Origin of the sequence: Lacticaseibacillus paracasei subsp. paracasei, assembly GCF_000829035.1 — a bacterium.
GTDB lineage: Bacteria > Bacillota > Bacilli > Lactobacillales > Lactobacillaceae > Lacticaseibacillus > Lacticaseibacillus paracasei.
Genome location: NZ_AP012541.1, coordinates 902137 through 924449 on the forward strand (window position 1 = coordinate 902137; position 22313 = coordinate 924449).

Below are 22313 nucleotides of genomic sequence, written 5' to 3' on the forward strand. Positions count from 1 at the left end.
TGGTGTTAATATTCCTTTAAGCTATTTATTTTTAACTTTTATCAGGGCTAGCTTTTGGGTAATTGATAAAAGTTTGCGATAAATTACTTCACTAACGTATCGCTTCGCTGAGTGCGCTCCGAAGCAATGCGTTTTTTTCTTGCTTATTTTTACAAATTGACCTGTCCACAAGGCCTGTTCGTGCAAGTTAAATGTGCTAAACTTAAACCACTTGCGTTGAAGGGAAGATAACATGGCGAATCATATTGTTTTATTTGAACCGCTGATTCCGGCAAATACCGGGAACATTGCCAGAACCTGTGCAGCAACGAATAGCTATTTGCATCTCATCAAGCCACTGGGATTTGAGACAGATGATAAGCATCTGCGTCGTGCAGGTCTGGATTATTGGCAACGCGTCCGGATCATCTATCATGATAGTCTGGATGACTTCATGGCAACCGTTAAGGAACCCCAACACCTTTACCTTATTACTAAGTTTGCTGATCAGACATACTCAGACCGAGATTATGCCGACATTGATCAGGATCATTATTTCCTTTTTGGCAAAGAGACGACGGGACTACCGGAAGGCTTCATGCGCGATCATGCCGATCAGTGCTTACGTATTCCCATGACTGACAACGTCCGCGCGTTGAACTTGTCAAATTGCGCAGCATTGGTCATTTATGAAGCTTTACGCCAGCAGCATTTTGCAGGACTTGAAACATCACATACGTACGAGCACGACAAATTAAAGTAACCCAACAATAGAAGTGTGCGAGCTGGCTCGAGTAGAAACTGGCATGTGAATGGCTTTGACCGTTATGGAAAAGGACGCTTACAAGAAGGTTTCTCGGTTGGCAAGCGCGTTTAGGAGGCTGTATTTATGGAAACAAAACGTTACCCTATCGCGGTTGAATCTTTTCACTATGATTTGGTTAAGCAAGGAACACCGGTTAAGAACGACTTGCAAGTTGCCATGCGCCAGATTGAATGGTCAGATCCTGCTAAACAAGATGAGTTGAAAAAAGGCAATCTTTTTCAGATGATGATTCCATTTGACGTTGTCCCTGACGATGCCGGTTTTGAGATTTCTGGCAAAATTACCCAGATTGTGCAGGTTTTGGATTATTTTGGTGAGGCAAATGAATTGCCGCAAGCCGAACTTGGCAAACTAAGCCGGCCATTGGTTGAAACCATTGAAACGTTGACTTACCAAGTGACCGCAGTTGCCTTGGATCAAGGGGTTAACCTTCAGTTTGGTGCCAGTGATGAACAACCGGGCCAAACAAAATAAGACAAAGTTGAGTCATGATGAAAGGCGGCCGTTATCAGCCGCTTTTTTGATGAGCGCGAATGCATTCTGACGACAGGCGTTGTCTTTTAGCTCAATGATCGCTGAATCATCATGGCTTTTTATTTGCGAGTTCAGCTCGTGTATAATAGGCGGGTATGAAAGGAGCATCACGATGGCACAGAAACGCAGCGGACGCAAAAGCCCGCGCAGAAAACGACCTACCAAACAACAACAGCACACCCTTAGTTGGGTCGGTGCGTTATTTGTGGTGTTCGCCAGCTTGGCATTTTTCCGGTTAGGCATTGTCGGAACCGTGTTTGCTAATGTTTTCCGATTGGTTGTTGGTGATAGCTTTCTAGTTGTCAGTGCAGGGATGATCCTGATGGGGATTTGGTTTCTCTTCGCAGATCGATTGCCGAAATTGGCACGGCATGTGTGGGTTGGCCTCGCAATTATCTTAATTTGTGCCTTGGTACTGTTAAGCGCAGGCACCATGACCACATTGAATGTGCACAGTCATTATTTGTTGGCGACCTGGCGCCTACTTCAAAATGATTTCGGCTTAATGACGACGGCCTCTAGTGTTGGCGGGGGATTGATCGGGGCGGGTTTGTATGCGTTACTTGCCCCTTTACTAAGCAGCATCGGTGCAACGATTCTTGCATGGCTAGGCATCGTTGTTGGCACATTAGCTTTTCTAGGTGTGGGTGCGAATCAGGTTTTTAATTGGTTGCAGCGGTGTGGGCAAGCTTGTAAACATGGCGTGATGCAGGTACAAGCAGCCGTGGCGGCTATGAAAAAAGAACGCGTGCAAAAAGCGGCTGCCCAGCAGAAAAAAACCGTTTCTGCGAAGCCACAGACAACTACGCCGGTTACCGAAAACGAAGCACCCAGTGAAACACCTGATCACCAGGATGATTTCACGATTAACGGGCCGGCACCGGTTCACGAATCGACGCAACCGGTTCCCTTGCCACGCACAGAACCTAAGCCGCAGTCAGCTACGACTGCGCCACAACCTGAGACTAGTGAAGCGGCATCTGGACTTGATGCAGACGATCCTTCCACGAATTATCAGTTGCCTGATCTTGACATGCTGACAACGATTCCGCCAGTTGATCAAAGTGCTGAATACAAGGCGATCAAAACAAATCGGGTTAAACTAAAAGAAACCTTTGAAAGTTTTGGGGTTCATGTTGCGGTTAAAAGTGCCACACTTGGACCATCGATTACCCAATACGAGATTCAGCCAGCGGTCGGCGTTAAGGTTTCAAAGATTGTCAATCTTTCGGACGATCTGGCCTTAGCTTTGGCAGCAAAGGATATCCGAATCGAAGCACCGATTCCTGGTAAATCATTGATTGGGATTGAAGTGCCAAATCAACACATTGCAACGGTCGGCTTCAAACAAGTCATGGCAGAAACGCCGAAGTCGCCTGATCGCCCATTAGTCTTACCATTGGGTCGCGATGTGAACGGCAAAGTCGTGACTTTTGATTTGACAAAAATGCCGCACTTGCTGATTGCCGGCGCCACCGGTTCTGGTAAATCAGTCATGATCAACGTCATTTTAACTAGCATTTTAATGCGAACGAAGCCAAGTGATGTTCGCTTAATGTTGATAGATCCTAAACGGGTTGAATTGTCGGTATACAACGGCGTGCCGCATCTATTAACGCCGGTTGTGACAGAAGCTAAACGGGCGCCAAGTGCGCTGAACAAGATTTTAACGGCCATGGATGAGCGGTATCAACGTTTTGCTGCGGCTGGCGTGCGGAATATGACCGAATTTAATCAAAAGGTGGCGGCTGATCCGACAAGCGGCCAACAAAAGATGCCGTATATTGTCGTGATCATAGATGAGTTGAGTGATTTGATGATGGTGGCAGGTAACGAAATTGAAACTGCCATCGTCCGCTTGGCTCAAATGGCACGAGCGGCTGGTATTCACGTCATCATTGCGACACAACGGCCGTCTGTGGATGTCATCACTGGGCTAATGAAAGCGAATATTCCCTCGCGGATTGCTTTTGCAACGTCTAGTGGCATCGATTCACGAACTATTTTAGACAGTAACGGTGCCGAAAAACTTCTAGGTCGCGGCGACATGCTCTTTTCACCAATTGGGGCATCTAAACCGATGCGAATTCAAGGCGCCTTCATACCATCTGTGGACGTTGAGCGAGTTGTTAAGGCAATTACTGACCAAGTTTCACCTGCATATGTGGAGAGCATGACGCCAACGGAAAATACGGAGGCTGAGAAACCCGGTGATTCAGAGGATGAGCTATATGATGATGCGAAGGCGTTTGTCATTTCACAGCAGAGTGCCTCGACGTCAATGCTGCAAAGACGCTTCCGAATTGGTTACAATCGAGCGGCGCGCTTGATTGATGATCTTGAAGCCAATCAAATTGTTGGGCCAAGTGAAGGCAGCAAACCGCGCAAAGTCTTTGTGACGCCAGAACAAGTAACGAATGGTACGCCATCATAAGGAGTTTTATGCGAAAAGAAATGAAACCGGGTGTTTGGTTGATTGTCTTGCCGACAACGCAATTTAAAACCACCCGCATCAATGTGCAATTTTTAGCACCGTTGCAACGGGCAACAGTGACTAAACGAACATTATTAACAAGCCTGTTAGAAACGAATAGCGCTGTCTATCCGACGCAAGCAGCTTTGTCAGCGCATCTCGAGTCGCTCTATGGCGCTAATTTCAGTATTGGCGTGGCCCGTGAAGGCAAGTTGCATCGAATTGGCGTGACGATGAGTACCGTGGATGATCGGTTTACCGATACGCCTTTATTGCCTCAAGCAGCGGCCTTCTTACGCACCATCTTGTTTGAACCCAACATGCAGGCGGGTCGTTTTGACGAAGCCACTTTTGCGCGGGAAAAGGAGAATTTGGATCATTATTTAGCCAGTCTAGATGATGATCGCCAAACCCAAGCGGCGCTGGGAGTGCAGCAACTATATTTTGGAGCCGATCAGGATCAGGCTATTCCGAGTTTTGGGACGCGGGAAGATCTTGCATCGCTGACGGCGTCCAGTTTGGCTGCTTACTATCAAGAAATGATGCAGCATGATCAGGTCGTCATCACGGTGTTAGGGGATGTTGATCCTAAGCAAGTGGCAGCATTATTTGCTGATTGGCCACTTGATGCTCGGTCACAAACCGTACCAGCAGTGGCGTTTGATTTGCCGACGCATCCAGATGTGCTGACCCAAACAACCAAGGTGAAGGCGCAACAGGCCAAGTTTGATTTGGCTTATCATGTTGAAACTGATTTGATGGGACCCAAATATGCAGCAACATTAGTGGCAGAGGAATTATTTGGCGGCTCGAGCTTGTCACTTCTATTCACCAATGTCCGCGAGAAGGCTAGTTTGGCTTATTATGCGAGCTCCATGTTCGATGATTTTCGCGGCTTGATGCTGGTTCAAACCGGGATTGAAGGAAAAGATCGTCAGCAAGTTGCTGATCTTATTCGTGATCAGTTGGCGGCAGTGGTCAATGGCGATTTTTCTGACGCCCTATTGAAGGCCGTGAAGGACGGCATTTTGGATCATCAGCGTGCCGCCTATGACAGCCCACGGTTTTTGACAAATCAGGCGTTGTATCAGTTGTTAGTACCAGATGCGCCACAGAATTTTGATGAGTTTGCTCAGCGGATTAAGGCGGTTGATCGCCAAGCGGTTCAACAGGCCGCCGCAGATATGAAATTGCAGGCCACCTATTTCTTGACTGGGGAGGATAGCGAATGAAGACACAGTATTTTAGTGATGTCGATGAAACGGTGATCACGACCACGCTATCGAACGGGCTGCGATTGCAAGTTGTGCCTCGCCCCGCGTATCACAAAAGCTATGCGATCATGACAACCGATTATGGTTCGATTGATACGCAATTTGCACCAAATGGCAAACAGATGGTGACTTATCCGGCCGGAATTGCCCACTTTCTTGAGCACAAGCTATTTGAAAAGGAAGATCATGATGCCTTTGATCTTTTTGGTGAAACTGGGGCATCAGCAAATGCATTCACGAGTGCGACCAAAACGAGTTTTTTATTCTCTACAACAACGCAGCTGACGAAGAACTTACAGATTTTACTGGATTTTGTGCAAACGCCATTTTTTTCTAAGGCATCAGTTGCTAAGGAGCAAGGCATTATCGGGTCAGAAATTCAAATGTATCAGGATGATCCAGGGTGGCGCGGTTATGCCGGTTTGTTAGAAAACCTTTTTCCAAACCATCCGGCGCATGTTGATGTGGCTGGCACAGTGGCAAGTATTGCCCAAATCACGCCGGAAATGTTGTATACGATTCATCGGGTTTTCTATCAACCAAGCAACATGACATTGATTGTTGTGGGAAATATTGATGCTGATGCCATTATGGCTTTTGTTGCGGCTAATCAAGCAGCCAAACAGTTTCCGGCGCCACAGGCGATTGTGCGTGGCGTTCACGCGGATTTGCAGACGGATGATATCGTGCCATATCGCCAGTTGGAGATGCCAATTAGTCGCCCAAAGACGCTGGTCGGCATCAAAGGGCAGGTTGCGATTCCTACAACGGCTGAGGGCTGGCGGTACCAATTAACCATTCGGCTCTTGTTAGAAGTTCTGTTTGGCGATTCTTCCCAGTTATATCAAGATTGGTATGACCGAGGATTGATTGATGACTCATTTGATTTTGATTTTACGAACCAGCGCAGCTTTAGTTATGGCTTGGTCGGTGGTGATACCGATGATCCGCACGCATTAAGTGATGCGATCAAACATGTGTTGCTAAACGCAGCGACACAGCCGGATTTGACCCGCGACCGGGTTGCTCTAATTAAGCGGGCGTCACTGGGTAAATACTACGCTGGCCTTAACGGACTGAATGGTGTGGCCAATCAGCTAAGTGCGTTGAGTTTTGGCCAGGCGAGTTTGTTTGATTTCCCCGAGATTTTGAGCAGCATCACGCTAGCGGATTTACAAGCTATGATTGATCAGGTTTTTCAGGCGAAAGCATTGACCGTTTTAGATATGATTCCGGAGGCAGATTGATGCGAGCAGCTTTGATTGTTGGTGCGTCGGGTGACATTGGCCAAGCGGTGGCTAAAAAGTTGGCCCACGATGGCTGGTCATTGTACCTGCACTATTTTGAACACGAACAAGTGGTTACCAGCCAAATTGCGACTTTTCAAGCGGCGTATCCGAATCAGGATTTTATTCCGTTACAGTATGATTTAACTGATGATCGTCATTTGGATGATTTGACGGCCCAGCTTTTTAGCTTGGACGCGGTCATTTTTGCGGCAGGGATGACGTATTATCATTTATTTAAAGATACAACCGTTTCTGAATTAACAACTTTGATGCGCGTGCATCTATTGACGCCGATGGCTCTTTTAACGAAGATCGAGCACAAATTAGCACAGTCCGGTCATGGCCGCGTTGTCTTTATCGGGTCTGTCTATGGTGGCGCAGGTTCAGCGATGGAAGTGGCCTATAGTACTGTCAAAGGCGCGCAAAGTGCCTTTGCAAAAGCCTATGCTCAGGAAGTGGCCAGTCTGGGCATCACGGTCAATGTGGTCGCGCCAGGTGCAGTGACAACAAAAATGAACACTAAAATGTTTGATCAAGCGACCTTGACCAAGGTTCGAGAGGAAATTCCTGCTGCACGATTTGCGACCCCACAAGATATTAGTTACTATGTGACTATGCTAGTTGCAAAAGATGCTGCTTATCTAACAGGACAAACTTTATATGTTACAGGTGGCTGGCGAATCTAGGAAACAAAGGATTTCTTAAGGCTTGCAGTTGGTTTTTCATGATATACTGAAAATGGTCAATAAAAAATAGCGGGTGAATAAAACTTATGGATGAAATTGGGCAAAAATTACGGGACGCCCGGATTCAAAAAGGCTATACGATTGATGATCTTCAACAGATCACCAAGATTCAAAAACGCTACCTGATCGCGATCGAAGAAGGTAATTTTGATGCGCTGCCAGGCGACTTTTATGTGCGTGCCTTTATTAAACAATATGCTGACACTGTCGGCCTTGATGGGGATGCGTTGCTGACGCAATTCCAGCAGGACATCCCGGAACCTCAACCCCAAGAGTATGCAGCACAATCAGTTGAAAATAAGACTCGGGCAACCCGCGCCGAAGAAGCGAGTCCGGTTAACCGTTTGCGGCGTTATTTACCGCAAATTGCGATTGCTGCAATTGTTGTCGTGGCAGTCATTGTGATCTATGTCATCATGTTGGTTTACCAATCAGGACCCAAGCAAACGATCCCGACAGATTCAGAAAGTGTTGCGGTCTCATCGAAGCGTAGTACATCCAAGACTTCGAAATCGTCGACATCTTCGAAAACAAGCAAGACATCAGCGGCTTCTAGTTCTTCGAAGACTGCGGAGAAGTCGTCCAAGAAGAGTACTAAAAAGAGTTCGAAATTGGACATTTCTGTAGCGGATGCCAATGGTGCTACTCAGGCAGTTACTTTAAAGAATCTGCCGAAGACGGGTAACAAGTTAACGCTTGGTGCAACCGGCGCCACTGCTTGGATTTCAGTAATTGTGAACGGCTCAACGACGTGGCAAGGTTCATTGACATCAGGTAATTCGCAAGAAGTGACATTGCCAGACAACGTCACGACATTCCAAGTGCGGTCAGGCAATGCAACTGCGACCACCATCAAGCTCAATGGTCAGAGTGTTGATATCTCAAAGGGAACCAGCATCGTACGGACCATCACCTTCACGGCTGATGCAACAGAAAGCGAGGGTTCGCAAGAATGAATCTTCCGAATAAATTAACGCTCATCCGAATTTTTCTGATTCCTGTTTTCACGATCCTGCTGGCACTTGATTGGCCGGCTGGGTATCTGACACTTGCAGGAACTAAGGTCGCCTTGAGCTGGTTTATCGCGCTGATTATTTTTATTGTGGCCTCTTTAACCGACTTTGCTGACGGTCAAATTGCCCGACGCAAGCATTTGGTCACTAATTTCGGTAAATTTGCCGATCCACTGGCTGACAAACTGCTGGTTATGACTGCCTTCATCTTTCTGACGGCCAATGGTCAGATTCCAGCATGGGGAACCGCGATTATCCTGTGGCGTGAATTAGCCGTAACCGGATTACGCTTATTGCTTTCAAACGAAGGTGAAGTCTTAGCAGCGGCTTGGCCGGGAAAAATCAAAACAAACGCGCAAATGTTTGCCATTATTTTCTTGATGCTAAACAACGCATGGTTTAACAATATCAATGTGCCGTTTGCACTGATCCTGTTCTATGTCGCCGTTTTCTTCACGATTTACTCAGGTGTCGAATACTTCTACAAAAACCGTGGTGTGTTCAAGGACTCATTCGGTTCAAGTCATCAATAATAAGTTATTCCAATACCCAGGCAGGTGCTTGGGTATTTTTGTAGAGCGCGAGCAGGAGCGATTAGAAACCGGAGTGTAAGTGGCCTTGAACGTAGGTTTCTGCGACTGCGAGCGCGTTTGCGAGCGCAGCGTGAAGTCGCCACTAACCTAAGCTGGGTGGGGAACCCCCACCAGCAAATACGGAGATCCCTATGTGCAAGCTTTTGGACCAGCAGGCCCGGTTGCGAGCAAAGCATGAATCAGCCAACAAAAAATGCACGCTTACCTTAGTGAAGAAGTATCTAAGCACCATACAGCTATTTAGTTGCAACTTTTTTTAAAAATGTCAGGTCAAGTACCTTAAAAAACGAATTCTATTGTTAGGTGGGAAAAGTATGCAAGCAGAGATTATTGCTGTCGGGACAGAGATCCTGATGGGACAGATTACTAACACAAATGGTGCCTATATGGCTAAGCAACTGACAGCACTGGGTATTGATAGCTACCATCAACAGGTGGTGGGAGACAACGGGCCGCGACTTGGGGAGGCCATTAAGTTGGCGGAAAGTCGCAGTAATTTAGTTATTTTGATTGGCGGGTTAGGACCGACACCAGATGATCTGACCAAGCAAACATTGGCAGCGCACTTGAACCGCAAATTGGTTGAAGATCCTGACGCTATGGCTAAATTACAGGCGCGCGTCAAGCAACAGCAGCGGCCAATGACGCCTAATAATCAATTACAGGCCATGTATCCGGAAGGCGCCGATATTTTGGTCAATCGGGTTGGCTTAGCGGTTGGCGCGTGGATCGTCAATGGGCAGCACACCTATGTCTTATTGCCGGGACCACCGAAGGAATTCGTTCCGATGGTTGATCATGAACTGCTGCCGCGGCTAGCAAAATGGAGCGGCCACGCGGAAATTATGGTCAGCCGGGTCTTACGTTTCTTTGGCATTGGCGAATCGCAACTAGTGACAGATCTGGACGACTTGATTGCCAACCAAACCGATCCGACCATTGCAACTTATATCAAGGATCATGAGGTGACGGTGCGCGTCACTGCCAGTGGCGCTACCGAAAAAGACGCTGATGCAAAGTTAGAACCAATGATCGGTGCCATCATGGATCGTGATGGTCAATATTTTTACGGCTACGGTGACGACAATAGTTTGGCAAAAGAGGTTGTGAAGACGCTTGCGGCAAATGATATGCAAATTACTGCAGCTGAGAGTTTGACTGCTGGCGCATTTCAAGCAGCGTTAGGCGATGTGCCGGGGGTATCCACTTATTTTAAGGGCGGTTTTGTCACTTACTCACTTGCAACAAAGGCCGCTTTTTTGGCAATTGATGCTCGCGAATTAGCGGCACACGGAGTTGTCAGCGCATTTACAGCCAAGGCGATGGCTGAACATGCTCGGCGTAAGGCAGCGGCGGATATAAGTGTCAGCTTTACCGGCGTTGCCGGTCCAGACACGCTGGAAGGACAGCCTGCTGGTACGGTTTGGATCGGTTTAGCGCGGCGCGGCCAACTGCCTGAAGCACATGTTTACCATTTTCCTGGCGGTCGCAATGATGTTCGGCAGCGTGCTGTGATGACTGGTATGATGCTTGCATTAAGGGCGCTGCAGGCCTAACAGAATCATTCTTTAACACGTTAATACGTCAGGTTTACGCAAGAGGAGGCGGCAAGATGGCAGGAGACGAACGCCAGAAAGCATTGGATGTTGCACTGAAAAAGATTGAAAAAAATTTTGGTAAAGGCGCGATTATGCGAATGGGTGCTAAGGCGGACACGCGCGTTTCCGTTGTCTCTAGCGGCTCACTTGCCGTTGATGATGCACTTGGTGTTGGGAGCTTTCCGCGCGGACGAATTGTCGAAATTTATGGACCGGAAAGTTCCGGCAAAACAACCGTCGCGCTGCATGCTGTTGCTGAAGTGCAGAAGCAAGGCGGTACTGCCGCCTATATTGATGCCGAGAATGCGATGGATCCCAAGTACGCAACTGCTTTGGGCGTCAATATTGACGAATTATTGCTCTCCCAGCCAGACACAGGCGAACAAGGGCTGGAGATTGCTGATGAACTAGTCGCGTCTGGTGCCATTGATATTGTGGTGATTGATTCAGTTGCTGCTTTGGTGCCGCGGGCTGAGATTGAGGGCGATATGGGGGATGCCCATGTTGGCTTGCAAGCCCGATTAATGTCACAGGCGTTACGTAAGTTATCCGGTTCCATCAATAAGACAAAAACGATTGCTTTATTCATTAATCAGATTCGTGAGAAAGTCGGGATCATTTTTGGGAGTCCGGAAACGACACCAGGTGGTCGTGCATTGAAGTTTTATGCGACTGTTCGGTTAGAAATCCGGCGGTCGGAACAGATCAAGACAGGCGCAGATGTCGTCGGCAATCGCACTAAAATCAAAGTGGTCAAGAATAAGGTGGCACCGCCTTTTCGAACAGCAATTGTGGATATCATGTATGGCCAAGGCATTTCGCAAACTGGCGAACTTGTCGACATGGCCGTTGAGAGAGATATTGTTGAAAAAGCAGGGTCATGGTACGCGTATCAAGGTGAACGCATCGGCCAAGGTCGCGAAAACGCTAAGACATATCTTGATAACCACGCTGATCTTCAGCAGACGATTAAACAACAGGTTCGCGTGGCTTATGGTATGGCAGCCGCACCTGGTCGGGAGACGGCTTCGGTCAGTGAAGATCAACCCGAAATACATCAACAGGCTGAAGTATGAATCATGAGTCATGAGTCAACTTGCTGTTGTCGGATGTGATGAGTCCGATGGCGCAAGTTTTTTTATCTGAGCGGTCTTAAGGAGATTTGATATATGTTTTATTTTTCTCAGTTCGTAAAAAGCATCACCCAGACTTAAGACTGCTTTAATGCTGGTTTTTAGGCGCCGCTGTGCGCCTCCCGCTTCGGTTGACACCTTGCACCCTAGCACGTAAACTAATAGAGGTGTAATAATTTAAAAAAGCATCAAAGATTTTGATCAAAATTTGATTGAATCGCTTAGATGATGCGGAGGTGAAATGATGAGTTCAGTAACACTGGTCTCAATAACCCTCGCAGCAGTCATCGCTTTAGCGGTCGGTTTATTGATCGGATTTGCACTTCAAAAGAAGCTCCACCAGAACAATTTGGATCGAGCGACGCAGACAGCAGAAGGCATTATTGAGGCCGCTAAAAAAGAAGCAGCGACTTTAAAAAAAGAAAAACTGCTGGAAGCAAAAGACGAGAATCATCGCTATCGAACCCAACTTGAAGATGAATTGAAAGATCGGCGGACAGAAGTCCAGAAGTCGGAACATCGACTGAATCAGCGAGAGGATACTTTGGATCGGCGGGACGATACGCTAGATCGCAAGGAACAAAGTCTTGCTGACCGGGAAGCAAATTTGAACAAGCGGCAGCAACAGCTAGATGAACGTGAACAAGATATCTCTTCAGAAATCAGTAAACAGCACACAGAACTTGAACGGATCGCCGAGTTGACTCATGAACAGGCTCGGCAGCAGATTCTTGACCAGACACAATCAGAACTGACGCATGAACGCGCCGTGATGATCAAAGAAAGCGAAGATGAAGCTAAGGAAGCCGCGGATAAGAAAGCTAAAGTGTTGATCGCCGATGCGATTCAGCGCAGCGCTTCTGACATCGTTGCCGAAACGACAGTGACCGTGGTGAACTTGCCAAATGACGACATGAAAGGCCGAATCATCGGCCGTGAAGGTCGAAATATTCGGACACTTGAGACTTTGACAGGTATCGATTTGATTATTGATGATACCCCACAAGCCGTTGTTTTGAGCGGCTTTGACCCAATTCGCCGGGAAATCGCGCGAATTGCTTTGGAAAAACTCATTCAAGATGGTCGGATCCATCCAGCACGAATTGAGGAAATGGTTGATAAGGCGCGCAAAGAAATGGACGACCGGATTCGTGAAATTGGTGAACAAGCCATTTTCGACGTCGGTATCCATAATATGCATCCCGATCTGATTAAGATTTTGGGCCGATTGCACTTCCGTACGAGTTACGGTCAGAACGTTCTGGATCATTCGATTCAGGTCGCCAAACTGACTGGTGTGATGGCTGCTGAATTAGGAGAAGATGTCACCTTAGCGAAACGCGCGGGGTTATTACATGATATAGGCAAGGCGCTTGACCATGAAGTTGACGGATCTCACGTTGAAATCGGGGTTGAGCTGGCAACGAAGTACAAGGAACCAAAGACGGTCATCAACGCCATTGCATCGCATCATGGTGACGTTGAACCAACCAGTGTCATTTCGGTACTGGTTGCCGCAGCAGATGCGATTTCAGCTGCCCGCCCAGGCGCGCGGTCGGAATCGCTTGAGAACTATCTTCATCGTTTGGAGAAACTAGAAGTAATCGCCAACAGTCATGCTGGCGTGGATCATAGTTTCGCTATTCAAGCAGGTCGAGAAGTCCGGGTCATCGTCCAACCGGAAAAGCTCTCTGATGATCAGAGCGTCATCTTGGCTCGTGATATTCGCAATGAAATTGAAAAAGAACTGGAGTATCCAGGCCATATCAAAGTCACCGTGATTCGGGAGACAAGGACTGTGGAATACGCCAAGTAAAAAACACAGTACCCACCAGCACAAAGTTGGTGGGTACTGTATTTTTTATGCTGTTTTAGTTCGGACATTATTGTTAGACAGTTAGATGTCCTCTTAGAGCTTAGGCTTTCTTGGTAAAGGGACTTCGCGGTATTGACTGGCGCCAATGGTAGGCGAAAACTGTCCATTCAAGAAATCATTTAGGGCCGCGAGCGTCGCCTGCAAATGCTCATCATCTAGATACAGGGTGATGGTAACAGCAGTCCCGTAATCAGTGTTCGCAATTGACAAATGATTGGTTGTCAAAAAATGCTGAATTGGATCAAAGTCAGCGTAAGGAATGGTAAAAGTTACAGCTTTTTGTTTGATGCGCGCCACAATGCCGATGGTTTCGATCGCCGTGTTGGCATTGCCTGCATACGCCCGGATGAGTCCGCCAGCACCAAGTTTAATGCCGCCAAAGTAACGAGTCGTGACGGCTACCACATCACGCAAGTCATGCTGCAACAAAGCCTCCAGTGTTGGGGCACCGGCAGTTCCAGAAGGCTCGCCATTATCGCTTGCGCGTTGAATTTGATTGGTATCGCCAAGAACATAAGCAAAAACATTGTGGGTAGCTTTGGCGTTTTCCTTTGATACTTGCGCAATGACGGCCTTGGCATCGTCTTCATCCTTGATACGCGCAAGATGGGTGATGAAACGCGATTTTTTAATGGTATTTGTGTAGTTGCCGGTTTGTTGGATGGTAAGATATTGCTCTGACATGCGTAATCTCCTTATGAGGTGATCATGATGAATCTTGCTGGGGCACAATTGACAGAAAATGAACTGATGCGCTTAACCGTTTCTAATATAGCACAGGCCACATCACTGCCAGCGTTGATTCAAGAACACGGGCGCTGGTGTTGCCAACGTTGCGGTGATCGAAAGCCAGTTCAATTGCCTGATGGGCGGTTTTATTGTTCAGCTTGCGTGAGTTTAGGCCGCTTAACAAATCGTGATTTGCTTTACCGCTTTGAACAGCCGCACCGGCCTGTTGGCGACGGCTTATTAACGTGGCACGGGACATTGACGCCTGCCCAGCAAAAAGCGTCAACAGCTTTACAAACGAGTGTTACAGCAGGGGCTGATCATTTGATTTGGGCAGTGACAGGTGCTGGCAAAACCGAGATGCTTTTTCCGACCATTTCACAGATGGTACAACAAGGCAAGCGCGTGGCTATTGTTTCGCCGAGAATTGATGTTATTCGGGAGCTTGCGCCGCGACTGCGAACTGCCTTTGCAACCACCCCCATCGCCGTTCGATATGGCGGTCATTTTGATCAAACTGACAGTGATTTGTTGCTGGCCACCGTGCATCAATTATTACGATTTCATCGGGCTTTTGATCTGATTGTCGTTGATGAGGTCGATGCGTTTCCGATGGCGGGAACACCCATGCTCCATCGGGCTGTTCAAGGTGCCCGGCGTGGACCGGTTGTTTATTTAACGGCAACGCCGGATCGGCCATTGAAGGCGGCGATGCGTAAAGGGTTGATGGTCAGTCGATTGTTTCGTCGATTTCACGGGCACCCTTTGCCAGTTCCAGCGATTCGGTTGATGAATTTTAAAAAATTACCGTCCCAGTTGCCACCTGCCATCGTGAAGTGGGTGCGTGATGTCGTGGCGACAGGGCGGTCATGTTTGCTGTTTGTTCCTAAGATCAGCTGGGCGCCTCAAATTGCTGCGCTTGTTCAACGTAACGGGCTAAGGGTAGCTGGCGTTGCTAGCACGGACCGTCTACGGGCAGAGAAAATAACGGCTTTTCGTCAGCGGCAAATTCAGGTTTTAGTCACGACGACAATTTTGGAACGCGGCGTAACGGTGCCCAAGTGTGCGGTTGGGGTCGTGGCTGCAGCCGATCGGGCATTCACGGCCTCGGCGCTAGTACAGATCGCTGGTCGAGCCGGGCGGGCAGCCGATAGTGCCGACGATCCGGTTGTCTTTTTCACGGATCGCTATACGTTAGCATTGTTAGCGGCCAAACGTCAGATTGTCATGATGAATGGACGGTGATGGTGATGCGTTGTTGCGGGTGTGATCGCCATGTTGATCGTAGTCCGACGTTGAAGGCGTTGTTAGCTGGCAGCAAGTTGATAGCACCCCGATTGTGCAGTAGTTGTTTAGCCCGCTTTAAGATGATTACTGGAGCGACTTGTCCAGGCTGCGGCCGGTCGGGTGATGCACGAATATGCGCGGATTGCCGCCAATGGGAGCAGCAAGGGCGGTTGTTACATAATCGGGCTTTATTTGTTTATGACGCAGCTATGAAACAATGGATTTACCAGTACAAGGGTCTTGGCGATTATCGCTTACACGATGCGTTTCAAGATCTCATTGCTGCACAATTGCAAAATGCTAGGACACTGATCGCCATTCCTAGCGAATCCAAACATTATGATGTGCGGGGATTTGATCCAATTCAGGGACTTTTTGGCGGTTTGCAGCTGCAGCCATGGCTACGTAAATCACCAACGGCCAAACCGCAGGCGCAGAAAAATCGTCGCGAACGATTACAAACGCCGCAAAGCTTTACCGTACTTGTGCCAGCAGCAAAGTTGAATCAAACCAAACAAATTACATTGGTTGACGATTTATATACCACAGGACGGACATTGTATCATGCTCGCGATGCGCTTGTGGCCGCGGGATTTCAGGGCACGGTGACCGCATTTACTTTAATTCGCTGAAATGTGGCTTTTGTTGTGTCTGGCGACAACATTCGGGTATAATGAAATTGAAGATTGGAAGGGTTTTATCCCAACCAATCGACGTGTAAGTGTTTATTACACGTAGGAAAGGGGAGAAGTTTTATGCTCACATACAATGTTCGTGGCGAAAACATCGAAGTCACCGAGGCCATCAGAAGTTACGTGGAGAAGCGGATTAGCAAACTGAACAAGTTCTTCGGAGGTTCGGTTACTGCAACGGCACACGTCAATTTGAAGGTTTATTCCGATAAAACTGCAAAAGTTGAAGTGACCATCCCGTTGTCTTTCTTGACCCTGCGTGCTGAAGAAACCAGCCCGGATCTTTATGCCAGCATCGATCTCGTGACCGACAAGCTGGAACGGCAGGTACGCAAGTTCAAGACAAAGATCAATCGCAAGTCACGTGAAAAAGGCTTTGGCCAAATCGACATTGATGCGACTGCACCAGCTGAACCGAAACCAGCCGAAGATGATGATAATCTGACGGTTGTTCGTACTAAGCGAGTGTCGTTGAAGCCGATGGATTCGCAAGAAGCCATTCTACAGATGGATATGTTGGGGCACAACTTCTTTATCTTTGAAGATGCTGACACCAATGGCACAAGCATTGTTTATAAGCGGCGTGACGGGCGTTATGGCTTGATCGAAACCGATGAATAAGCAGTTCTTAAAACAAAAAACAAGATCGCCGCAAAAGGTGATCTTGTTTTTTGTTGGGAAAGTTTGCCATATGGACTTATTGCTGGTAAGTTTTTATTAAAGTTTAATGACAATATACAAATTGGGGCCTGGTATATGAACTTGCAGGCAGTGAAGATTGAGGCGCTATCGTGCTGGTATTCAGTTGTTATTGTGAACGGCATCGGCGTGCGCTCGTCGATGTGGATGATGCAAGATCTTTGTACTGCTCGGTTTTCAATACCCAATGAAAATGTTAAGATACTATAGATATACTGTCAGTTTAACGAAGTTTCGACAGAGAGGAATCCATTCATGGCCAATATTCTTAGAAAATGGGTCGAAAGCGATAAGCGAGAAATCGCGCGCCTAGGCAAAATTGCTGATAAGGTTCAGCAATATGAAGATGAGTATGCAGCATTATCTGATGAACAATTAAAAGCAAACACACCAAAATTAAAAGATCGTCTCGCAGCTGGTGCTACCCTTGATGACATTCTGCCAGAAGCCTTTGCGACTGCGCGGGAAGGTGCCAAGCGTGTTTTAGGTCTATTCCCGTTCCGAGTCCAAATTATTGGCGGGATTGTGTTGCATGAAGGCAACATTGCGGAGATGAAGACCGGTGAAGGGAAAACTTTAACCGCAACCATGCCTGTTTATTTGAACGCACTCACTGGTAAAGGTGTTCATGTTGTCACGGTCAATGAGTACCTGTCAACCCGTGATGCCACGGAAATGGGCGAGCTATACAACTGGCTTGGCTTGAGCGTAGGGTTAAACCTCAATTCCAAGAACAGTGATGAAAAACGAGAAGCTTATAATTGCGACATTACCTATTCCACGAACAGTGAACTCGGGTTTGACTATCTGCGTGACAACATGGTTGTTTACAAAGAGCAGATGGTTCAGCGGCCACTGAATTTTGCAATCGTCGATGAAGTTGACTCTATTTTGATTGATGAGGCGCGAACCCCATTGATCATTTCTGGCGGCGCAGAAAAAACAACCGGTCTCTACATTCGTGCCGATCGGTTTGTCAAGACGCTAAAAGCGGAGACCGATTACAAGATCGACTGGCCAACGAAGACAATCTCGTTAACTGAAAGCGGCATCCGGAAGGCTGAAAAGAATTTCGGACTGGATAATCTGTATGACACCGAAAATACGGCCTTAACGCATCATATTGATCAGGCCTTGCGGGCTAATTACATCATGCTCAAGGATATCGATTACATGGTTTCCGATGGTGAAGTCCTCATTGTTGATCAGTTTACTGGCCGAGCAATGGAAGGTCGCCGATATTCTGACGGCTTGCATCAGGCGATTGAAGCCAAAGAAGGCGTCCAAATTCAGGACGAAAATAAGACGATGGCTAACATCACTTATCAAAACTTCTTCCGGATGTACACAAAGTTGGCCGGGATGACTGGGACCGCAAAGACCGAGCAAGAAGAATTCCGAGAAATTTATAACATGGAAGTCATCTCTGTTCCGACCAACAAGCCAGTTATCCGGGTTGACTCCCCTGACGTGCTGTACCCGACGTTAGATGCTAAGTTCAACGCGGTTGTTGAAGACATCAAAGCGCGTCATGAAAAAGGCCAGCCGATGCTGATTGGGACGGTTGCGATTGAATCGAGTGAACGGCTTAGTAAGCAACTTGATGAAGCTAAGATTCCACATACCGTTTTGAACGCGAAGAATCACTTTAAAGAAGCAGAAATCATTATGAATGCTGGCCAACGCGGCGCTGTGACGATTGCGACGAACATGGCTGGGCGTGGTACGGATATCAAACTTGGACCTGGTGTCACCGAACTTGGCGGTTTGGCAGTTATCGGGACGGAACGCCATGAAAGTCGTCGAATTGATAATCAGTTGCGAGGCCGTTCAGGGCGTCAAGGCGATCCAGGTTCTACACAGTTTTACCTGAGCCTTGAAGATGATCTGATGAAACGCTTTGGTTCTGATCGAATTAAAGCTATGTTGGATCGCTTTAAGGTGGCGGATGATGATCAGGTGATTCAAAGTCGGATGATTTCACGGCAGGTGGAGTCAGCCCAGAAACGGGTCGAAGGGAATAACTACGACACGCGGAAGAATACGCTGCAATATGATGATGTGATGCGTGAACAACGCGAGGTCATTTACAAGCAGCGGCAGCAAGTCATCAATGAACAGGAAACGTTGAAGCCTGTCTTGATGGCTATGATCAATCGAACGATTACACGGATTGTTCAGACTCATACCCAAGGAGATCAGAAGGACTGGAACCTTGATGCCTTGTACGCTTGGGTCACTGCTAACATGATTGATCCTGAGAAATTCAAACGCAGCCAGTTAGATGGCAAGTCGCAAGACGAGTTGATCGGGTTACTGGCCGAGATGGCGGAGACCAACTTCCAGCAAAAGAATAAGCAGCTGGGCGATGACGCGCAGATGCTTGAATTCGAAAAAGTTGTTGTTTTGCGCGTGGTTGATTCTGCTTGGACCGATCATATTGATGCGATGGATCAGTTGCGGCAGTCGATCGGATTGCGCGGTTATGGTCAAATGAATCCGCTAGTCGAATATCAAGAAGAAGGCTACCGGATGTTTGAAGAAATGATTGCATCAATTGATGATGATGTGACTCGGCTGTTCATGAAAGCTGAAATCCGACAAAATATTCGCCGTTAATAACGGCTTAGCGCCCCGGTACCGCGGCTACAGCTTGCGGTACTGGGGTGTTTTGAAGCAGTCGCCGACGCACATGGTCACGCTACAATAACGCAACTATGTTTAAAAAAAGGGAGATTACACGATGGAACTGAGTGTTATGCGCAACACCTTGGCCGCCATGCGGACCAAAATTAATCAATTTAGGGGGTCACTTTGACCTCGATGCGCTGAACGAACGCATTACTGAAAATGAAGGCCGAATGGCTGAACCCGGCTTTTGGGATGACTCGGAGGCTGCTCAAAAGGTTATTGACAACAACAATGCGCTCAAAGAAAAGCATGATCGATTTTATGCACTAGAAAATGAGTTGGAAGATCTTGAGGCTGGTTTTGAGTTATTACAAGACGAGCCTGATAAGGACTTGCAGCAAGAAGAAGAAGCAAAGATCAAAGATTTACAGGAAAAGCTGGATAAGTATGAGATGCAGCTTTTGCTGAACGGCCCATACGATCACAACAATGCCATTTTGGAAATTCACCCTGGTGCAGGCGGCACGGAATCTCAGGATTGGGGATCAATGCTGATGCGGATGTATCAGCGTTGGGCCGATCAGAACGGATTCAAAGTAGAAGTGGCGGATTATCAGCCTGGGGATGAAGCTGGCATCAAGAGCGTAACGCTGCTGATCAATGGCGAGAATGCTTATGGCTTGCTGAAAAGTGAAAAAGGCGTCCATCGACTTGTGCGGATTTCGCCATTTGATTCCGCTGGACGGCGACACACTAGCTTTGCCTCGGTGGACGTGATGCCGGAACTCGACAACTCAATCGAAGTTGATCTGCGGCCGGAAGACATCAAAATGGAGGTTTTCCGCTCAAGCGGCGCTGGCGGTCAGCATATCAACAAAACCTCCAGTGCGGTTCGCTTGATTCATCTACCAACCGGAATCGTCACCTCAAGTCAGGCGCAACGGTCACAGTTTCAGAACAAAGCGACTGCGATGGCGATGTTAAAGGCTAAATTGTATCAGCGCGAAGAAGAAGCTAAGCGTGCTAAGGCCAAGGCCATTCAAGGCGAACAAAAAGATGTCGCATTTGGTTCACAAATTCGCTCTTACGTCTTTCACCCATACACGATGGTGAAAGATCATCGGACGAATTATGAAACCGGCAATGGCAATGCGGTTATGGACGGGGATTTGAATCCATTCATCAATGCGTATCTACAATGGGAACTTGCGCAAAAGAATCCTGATTAAACTGTAATCTGCCTGAAACCTTGCTGACTTAATCGCCTGTTATACTGATGCTAGCTTAGAAAAAGGAGCAATTTGCATGATTCAAATGGAGAACGTGACGAAGCAGTATGCTAACGGCGTGACTGCCATTAAAAATCTCAATCTTGAGATTCATGATGGCGAGTTCGTCTATGTGATCGGTCCCAGCGGTGCCGGGAAATCGACTTTCGTCAAAATGCTTTACCATGAACTAATGCCAACCAGCGGTACGATTAAAATTGATGATTTTGATTTTGCAACAATGAAACCGAGCCGGGTACCATTTTTGCGACGTCATATTGGTATCGTCTTTCAAGATTTTAAACTTTTACCGCGGTTAACAGTGTACGAAAACATTGCTTACGCGATGCAAGTGATCGAAGCACCTGACGAAAAAATCAAGGACCGAGTCCTCGAAGTACTGGGCCTGGTAGGTCTCGAACAAAAACTGCGCCGTTTTCCTGATGAATTATCCGGTGGGGAACAACAACGTGTGTCAGTTGCTCGTGCCATCGTCAACAAGCCTAAGGTATTGATCGCCGACGAACCGACAGGCAATTTGGATCCACAAACATCAGATGAAATTGTTGATATTCTTGAGCGGATCAATGCCAGCGGGACAACTGTTATTATGGCGACGCATAACAAGGACATCGTAAATGAGCGTCAGCATCGCTTACTTGAAATTGCTGGCGGCCGTTTGGTTCGTGACGAAGAAGGAGGCACTTACGGTAATGAAGACTAAGATCTTTTTCCGGCATGTAAAGGATTCGCTGCGCAGTCTGAAGCGAAATGGCTGGATGTCAGTTGCCGCTGTCAGTGCCGTTACAGTTACCTTACTATTGGTCGGTATTTTCATGGCACTTATTTTCAACTTGCATCATGTATCAGAGCAAGTTGAAAATGACGTTCAAGTGCGTGTTTACATCGAGAAGAAAACTACGACGAAACAACGTGATGCATTAAAGACTCAGCTAGAAAAGCTTGATAATGTCAAGAAAGTGACTTACCGGTCACGTCAGCAGGAATTGAACACCATTGTCGGCGGGTATGGTTCGCAATGGAAAATGTTCTCTGGCGATCAGAACCCATTGAGTGATGTCTTCATGGTTAAGACAAGCAACCCTAAGGCGACGATCAAGGTCTCCAAACAAGCTCAAAAACTAAACCATGTGGTGGACGCAAGTTATGGCGGCCGGACTGCGAAAAAACTGTTCAACTCAGTTGATTCAGCACAAAAGTGGGGACTTGGTTTTACTGTCCTTCTGCTGTTCGTGGCGGTTTTCCTGATAAGTAATACCATTCGGATTACGATTCTGTCGCGTTCTGACGAAATCAGAATTATGCGCCTGGTTGGGGCAACAAATTCATACATTCGTTGGCCATTTATTCTTGAAGGCGCTTGGACTGGATTGTTCGGGGCTGTGCTCCCAATTGTGATTGTTGACATCGGTTATGCCGTTGTTTACCGCAGCTTCAGCTTATCAAGCGGCTCTAACGGTTATTCGCTATATGGCACGATGCCATTTCTGCTTTGGCTTGATTTGATGCTGGCGGGCATTGGTATCATCATCGGTGCATTAGGCGCAGTCATTTCAATGCGGCGTTTCCTCAAAATTTAATCGTGCAATTTGTGAACTCATCCTCGCTAATGACGGGGATGAGTTTTTTGCTATCATACTCGGCTATGCGTG

At 47.4% G+C, this 22313-nt stretch carries 19 protein-coding genes; 18 read left to right on the forward strand and 1 reads right to left on the reverse strand.

Going from position 1 to position 22313, the window contains the following annotated elements:
• Positions 1-232 precede the first annotated feature (232 nt).
• From trmL to rny, 11 genes are all read left to right on the forward strand, one after another.
• Positions 233-742: a tRNA (uridine(34)/cytosine(34)/5-carboxymethylaminomethyluridine(34)-2'-O)-methyltransferase TrmL gene (gene trmL / locus LBPC_RS04575; RefSeq protein ID WP_003564157.1), complete on the forward strand. Its 510-nt coding sequence runs from the start codon at positions 233-235 to the stop codon at positions 740-742.
• 126 nt (positions 743-868) lie between these two features.
• Positions 869-1279: a DUF1149 family protein gene (locus LBPC_RS04580; protein WP_003564159.1), complete on the forward strand. Its 411-nt coding sequence runs from the start codon at positions 869-871 to the stop codon at positions 1277-1279.
• A 172-nt stretch (positions 1280-1451) separates the two neighbouring features.
• Positions 1452-3773: a DNA translocase FtsK gene (locus tag LBPC_RS04585; RefSeq protein ID WP_016365284.1), complete on the forward strand. Its 2322-nt coding sequence runs from the start codon at positions 1452-1454 to the stop codon at positions 3771-3773.
• 8 nt (positions 3774-3781) lie between these two features.
• Positions 3782-5044, forward strand: a complete 1263-nt coding sequence (gene yfmF, locus LBPC_RS04590) for an EF-P 5-aminopentanol modification-associated protein YfmF (RefSeq protein ID WP_003593857.1) — start codon at positions 3782-3784, stop codon at positions 5042-5044.
• On the forward strand, positions 5041-6333 hold the full coding sequence (gene yfmH / locus LBPC_RS04595) for an EF-P 5-aminopentanol modification-associated protein YfmH (protein WP_003661348.1): 1293 nt from the start codon (positions 5041-5043) through the stop codon (positions 6331-6333). The genes yfmF and yfmH overlap by 4 nt, the downstream gene beginning before the upstream one ends.
• On the forward strand, positions 6333-7061 hold the full coding sequence (ymfI, locus tag LBPC_RS04600) for an elongation factor P 5-aminopentanone reductase (protein WP_003569514.1): 729 nt from the start codon (positions 6333-6335) through the stop codon (positions 7059-7061). The genes yfmH and ymfI overlap by 1 nt, the downstream gene beginning before the upstream one ends.
• 86 nt (positions 7062-7147) lie before the next feature.
• Positions 7148-8077, forward strand: coding sequence for a helix-turn-helix domain-containing protein (locus LBPC_RS04605; RefSeq protein WP_003593861.1), 930 nt, complete (start codon positions 7148-7150; stop codon positions 8075-8077).
• Positions 8074-8667 carry a CDP-diacylglycerol--glycerol-3-phosphate 3-phosphatidyltransferase gene (pgsA, locus tag LBPC_RS04610; protein WP_003564171.1) on the forward strand — a complete coding sequence of 198 codons (594 nt, stop codon included), beginning with the start codon at positions 8074-8076 and terminating at the stop codon, positions 8665-8667. The genes LBPC_RS04605 and pgsA overlap by 4 nt, the downstream gene beginning before the upstream one ends.
• Positions 8668-9041: 374 nt before the next feature.
• Complete coding sequence (locus tag LBPC_RS04615; RefSeq protein ID WP_003661346.1) at positions 9042-10283, forward strand: competence/damage-inducible protein A; 1242 nt, start codon at positions 9042-9044, stop codon at positions 10281-10283.
• A 56-nt stretch (positions 10284-10339) separates the two neighbouring features.
• Positions 10340-11401 carry a recombinase RecA gene (recA, locus tag LBPC_RS04620; protein ID WP_003661345.1) on the forward strand — a complete coding sequence of 354 codons (1062 nt, stop codon included), beginning with the start codon at positions 10340-10342 and terminating at the stop codon, positions 11399-11401.
• A gap of 301 nt (positions 11402-11702) precedes the next feature.
• The gene (rny, locus tag LBPC_RS04625; protein WP_032780956.1) at positions 11703-13274 is read left to right on the forward strand and encodes a ribonuclease Y; all 1572 of its coding nucleotides are present in this window, start codon (positions 11703-11705) and stop codon (positions 13272-13274) included.
• Positions 13275-13367: 93 nt separating this feature from the next.
• Here rny and LBPC_RS04630 read toward each other — a convergent pair whose 3' ends face one another.
• The gene (locus LBPC_RS04630; RefSeq protein ID WP_003593868.1) at positions 13368-14018 is read right to left on the reverse strand and encodes a YigZ family protein; all 651 of its coding nucleotides are present in this window, start codon (positions 14016-14018) and stop codon (positions 13368-13370) included.
• A gap of 27 nt (positions 14019-14045) precedes the next feature.
• On the opposite strand from LBPC_RS04630, the gene LBPC_RS04635 reads away from it, so the two are divergent.
• The 7 genes from LBPC_RS04635 to ftsX all read left to right on the forward strand — a co-directional run bounded on the left by LBPC_RS04635 (position 14046) and on the right by ftsX (position 22241).
• The gene (locus LBPC_RS04635; protein ID WP_016365283.1) at positions 14046-15308 is read left to right on the forward strand and encodes a helicase-related protein; all 1263 of its coding nucleotides are present in this window, start codon (positions 14046-14048) and stop codon (positions 15306-15308) included.
• Positions 15309-15520: 212 nt separating this feature from the next.
• The gene (locus LBPC_RS04640; RefSeq protein ID WP_003583965.1) at positions 15521-15982 is read left to right on the forward strand and encodes a ComF family protein; all 462 of its coding nucleotides are present in this window, start codon (positions 15521-15523) and stop codon (positions 15980-15982) included.
• Between the two features lie 123 nt (positions 15983-16105).
• Positions 16106-16663: a ribosome hibernation-promoting factor, HPF/YfiA family gene (hpf, locus tag LBPC_RS04645; protein ID WP_003569531.1), complete on the forward strand. Its 558-nt coding sequence runs from the start codon at positions 16106-16108 to the stop codon at positions 16661-16663.
• A 333-nt stretch (positions 16664-16996) separates the two neighbouring features.
• Entirely contained in the window at positions 16997-19360 is a 2364-nt protein-coding gene (gene secA, locus LBPC_RS04650) for a preprotein translocase subunit SecA (RefSeq protein ID WP_003593872.1), read from the forward strand.
• A 124-nt stretch (positions 19361-19484) separates the two neighbouring features.
• Positions 19485-20601 (forward strand): peptide chain release factor 2 gene (prfB, locus tag LBPC_RS04655; protein ID WP_096772597.1). Its coding sequence is split into 2 segments (ribosomal slippage): positions 19485-19556 and positions 19558-20601, totalling 1116 coding nucleotides; the frame shifts between segments, so codons are not numbered across the junction.
• Between the two features lie 76 nt (positions 20602-20677).
• Positions 20678-21364 carry a cell division ATP-binding protein FtsE gene (gene ftsE, locus LBPC_RS04660; protein ID WP_003564191.1) on the forward strand — a complete coding sequence of 229 codons (687 nt, stop codon included), beginning with the start codon at positions 20678-20680 and terminating at the stop codon, positions 21362-21364.
• On the forward strand, positions 21354-22241 hold the full coding sequence (ftsX, locus tag LBPC_RS04665; protein ID WP_003564193.1) for a permease-like cell division protein FtsX: 888 nt from the start codon (positions 21354-21356) through the stop codon (positions 22239-22241). Before ftsE ends, ftsX begins: the two co-directional genes overlap by 11 nt.
• Positions 22242-22313 lie beyond the last annotated feature (72 nt).

Bases quoted from the DNA above. Each gene is read 5' to 3' on its own strand.
- yfmH (WP_003661348.1), top strand. From the start codon at position 5,041: ATGAAGACACAGTATTTTAGTGATGTCGATGAAACGGTGATCACGACC.
- hpf (WP_003569531.1), top strand. From the start codon at position 16,106: ATGCTCACATACAATGTTCGTGGCGAAAACATCGAAGTCACCGAGGCC.
- ftsX (WP_003564193.1), top strand. From the start codon at position 21,354: ATGAAGACTAAGATCTTTTTCCGGCATGTAAAGGATTCGCTGCGCAGT.
- LBPC_RS04615 (WP_003661346.1), top strand. From the start codon at position 9,042: ATGCAAGCAGAGATTATTGCTGTCGGGACAGAGATCCTGATGGGACAG.
- secA (WP_003593872.1), top strand. From the start codon at position 16,997: ATGGCCAATATTCTTAGAAAATGGGTCGAAAGCGATAAGCGAGAAATC.
- rny (WP_032780956.1), top strand. From the start codon at position 11,703: ATGAGTTCAGTAACACTGGTCTCAATAACCCTCGCAGCAGTCATCGCT.
- trmL (WP_003564157.1), top strand. From the start codon at position 233: ATGGCGAATCATATTGTTTTATTTGAACCGCTGATTCCGGCAAATACC.
- LBPC_RS04585 (WP_016365284.1), top strand. From the start codon at position 1,452: ATGGCACAGAAACGCAGCGGACGCAAAAGCCCGCGCAGAAAACGACCT.
- pgsA (WP_003564171.1), top strand. From the start codon at position 8,074: ATGAATCTTCCGAATAAATTAACGCTCATCCGAATTTTTCTGATTCCT.
- LBPC_RS04635 (WP_016365283.1), top strand. From the start codon at position 14,046: ATGAATCTTGCTGGGGCACAATTGACAGAAAATGAACTGATGCGCTTA.
- LBPC_RS04630 (WP_003593868.1), bottom strand. From the start codon at position 14,018: ATGTCAGAGCAATATCTTACCATCCAACAAACCGGCAACTACACAAAT.
- ymfI (WP_003569514.1), top strand. From the start codon at position 6,333: ATGCGAGCAGCTTTGATTGTTGGTGCGTCGGGTGACATTGGCCAAGCG.
- LBPC_RS04580 (WP_003564159.1), top strand. From the start codon at position 869: ATGGAAACAAAACGTTACCCTATCGCGGTTGAATCTTTTCACTATGAT.
- LBPC_RS04605 (WP_003593861.1), top strand. From the start codon at position 7,148: ATGGATGAAATTGGGCAAAAATTACGGGACGCCCGGATTCAAAAAGGC.
- recA (WP_003661345.1), top strand. From the start codon at position 10,340: ATGGCAGGAGACGAACGCCAGAAAGCATTGGATGTTGCACTGAAAAAG.
- yfmF (WP_003593857.1), top strand. From the start codon at position 3,782: ATGCGAAAAGAAATGAAACCGGGTGTTTGGTTGATTGTCTTGCCGACA.
- ftsE (WP_003564191.1), top strand. From the start codon at position 20,678: ATGATTCAAATGGAGAACGTGACGAAGCAGTATGCTAACGGCGTGACT.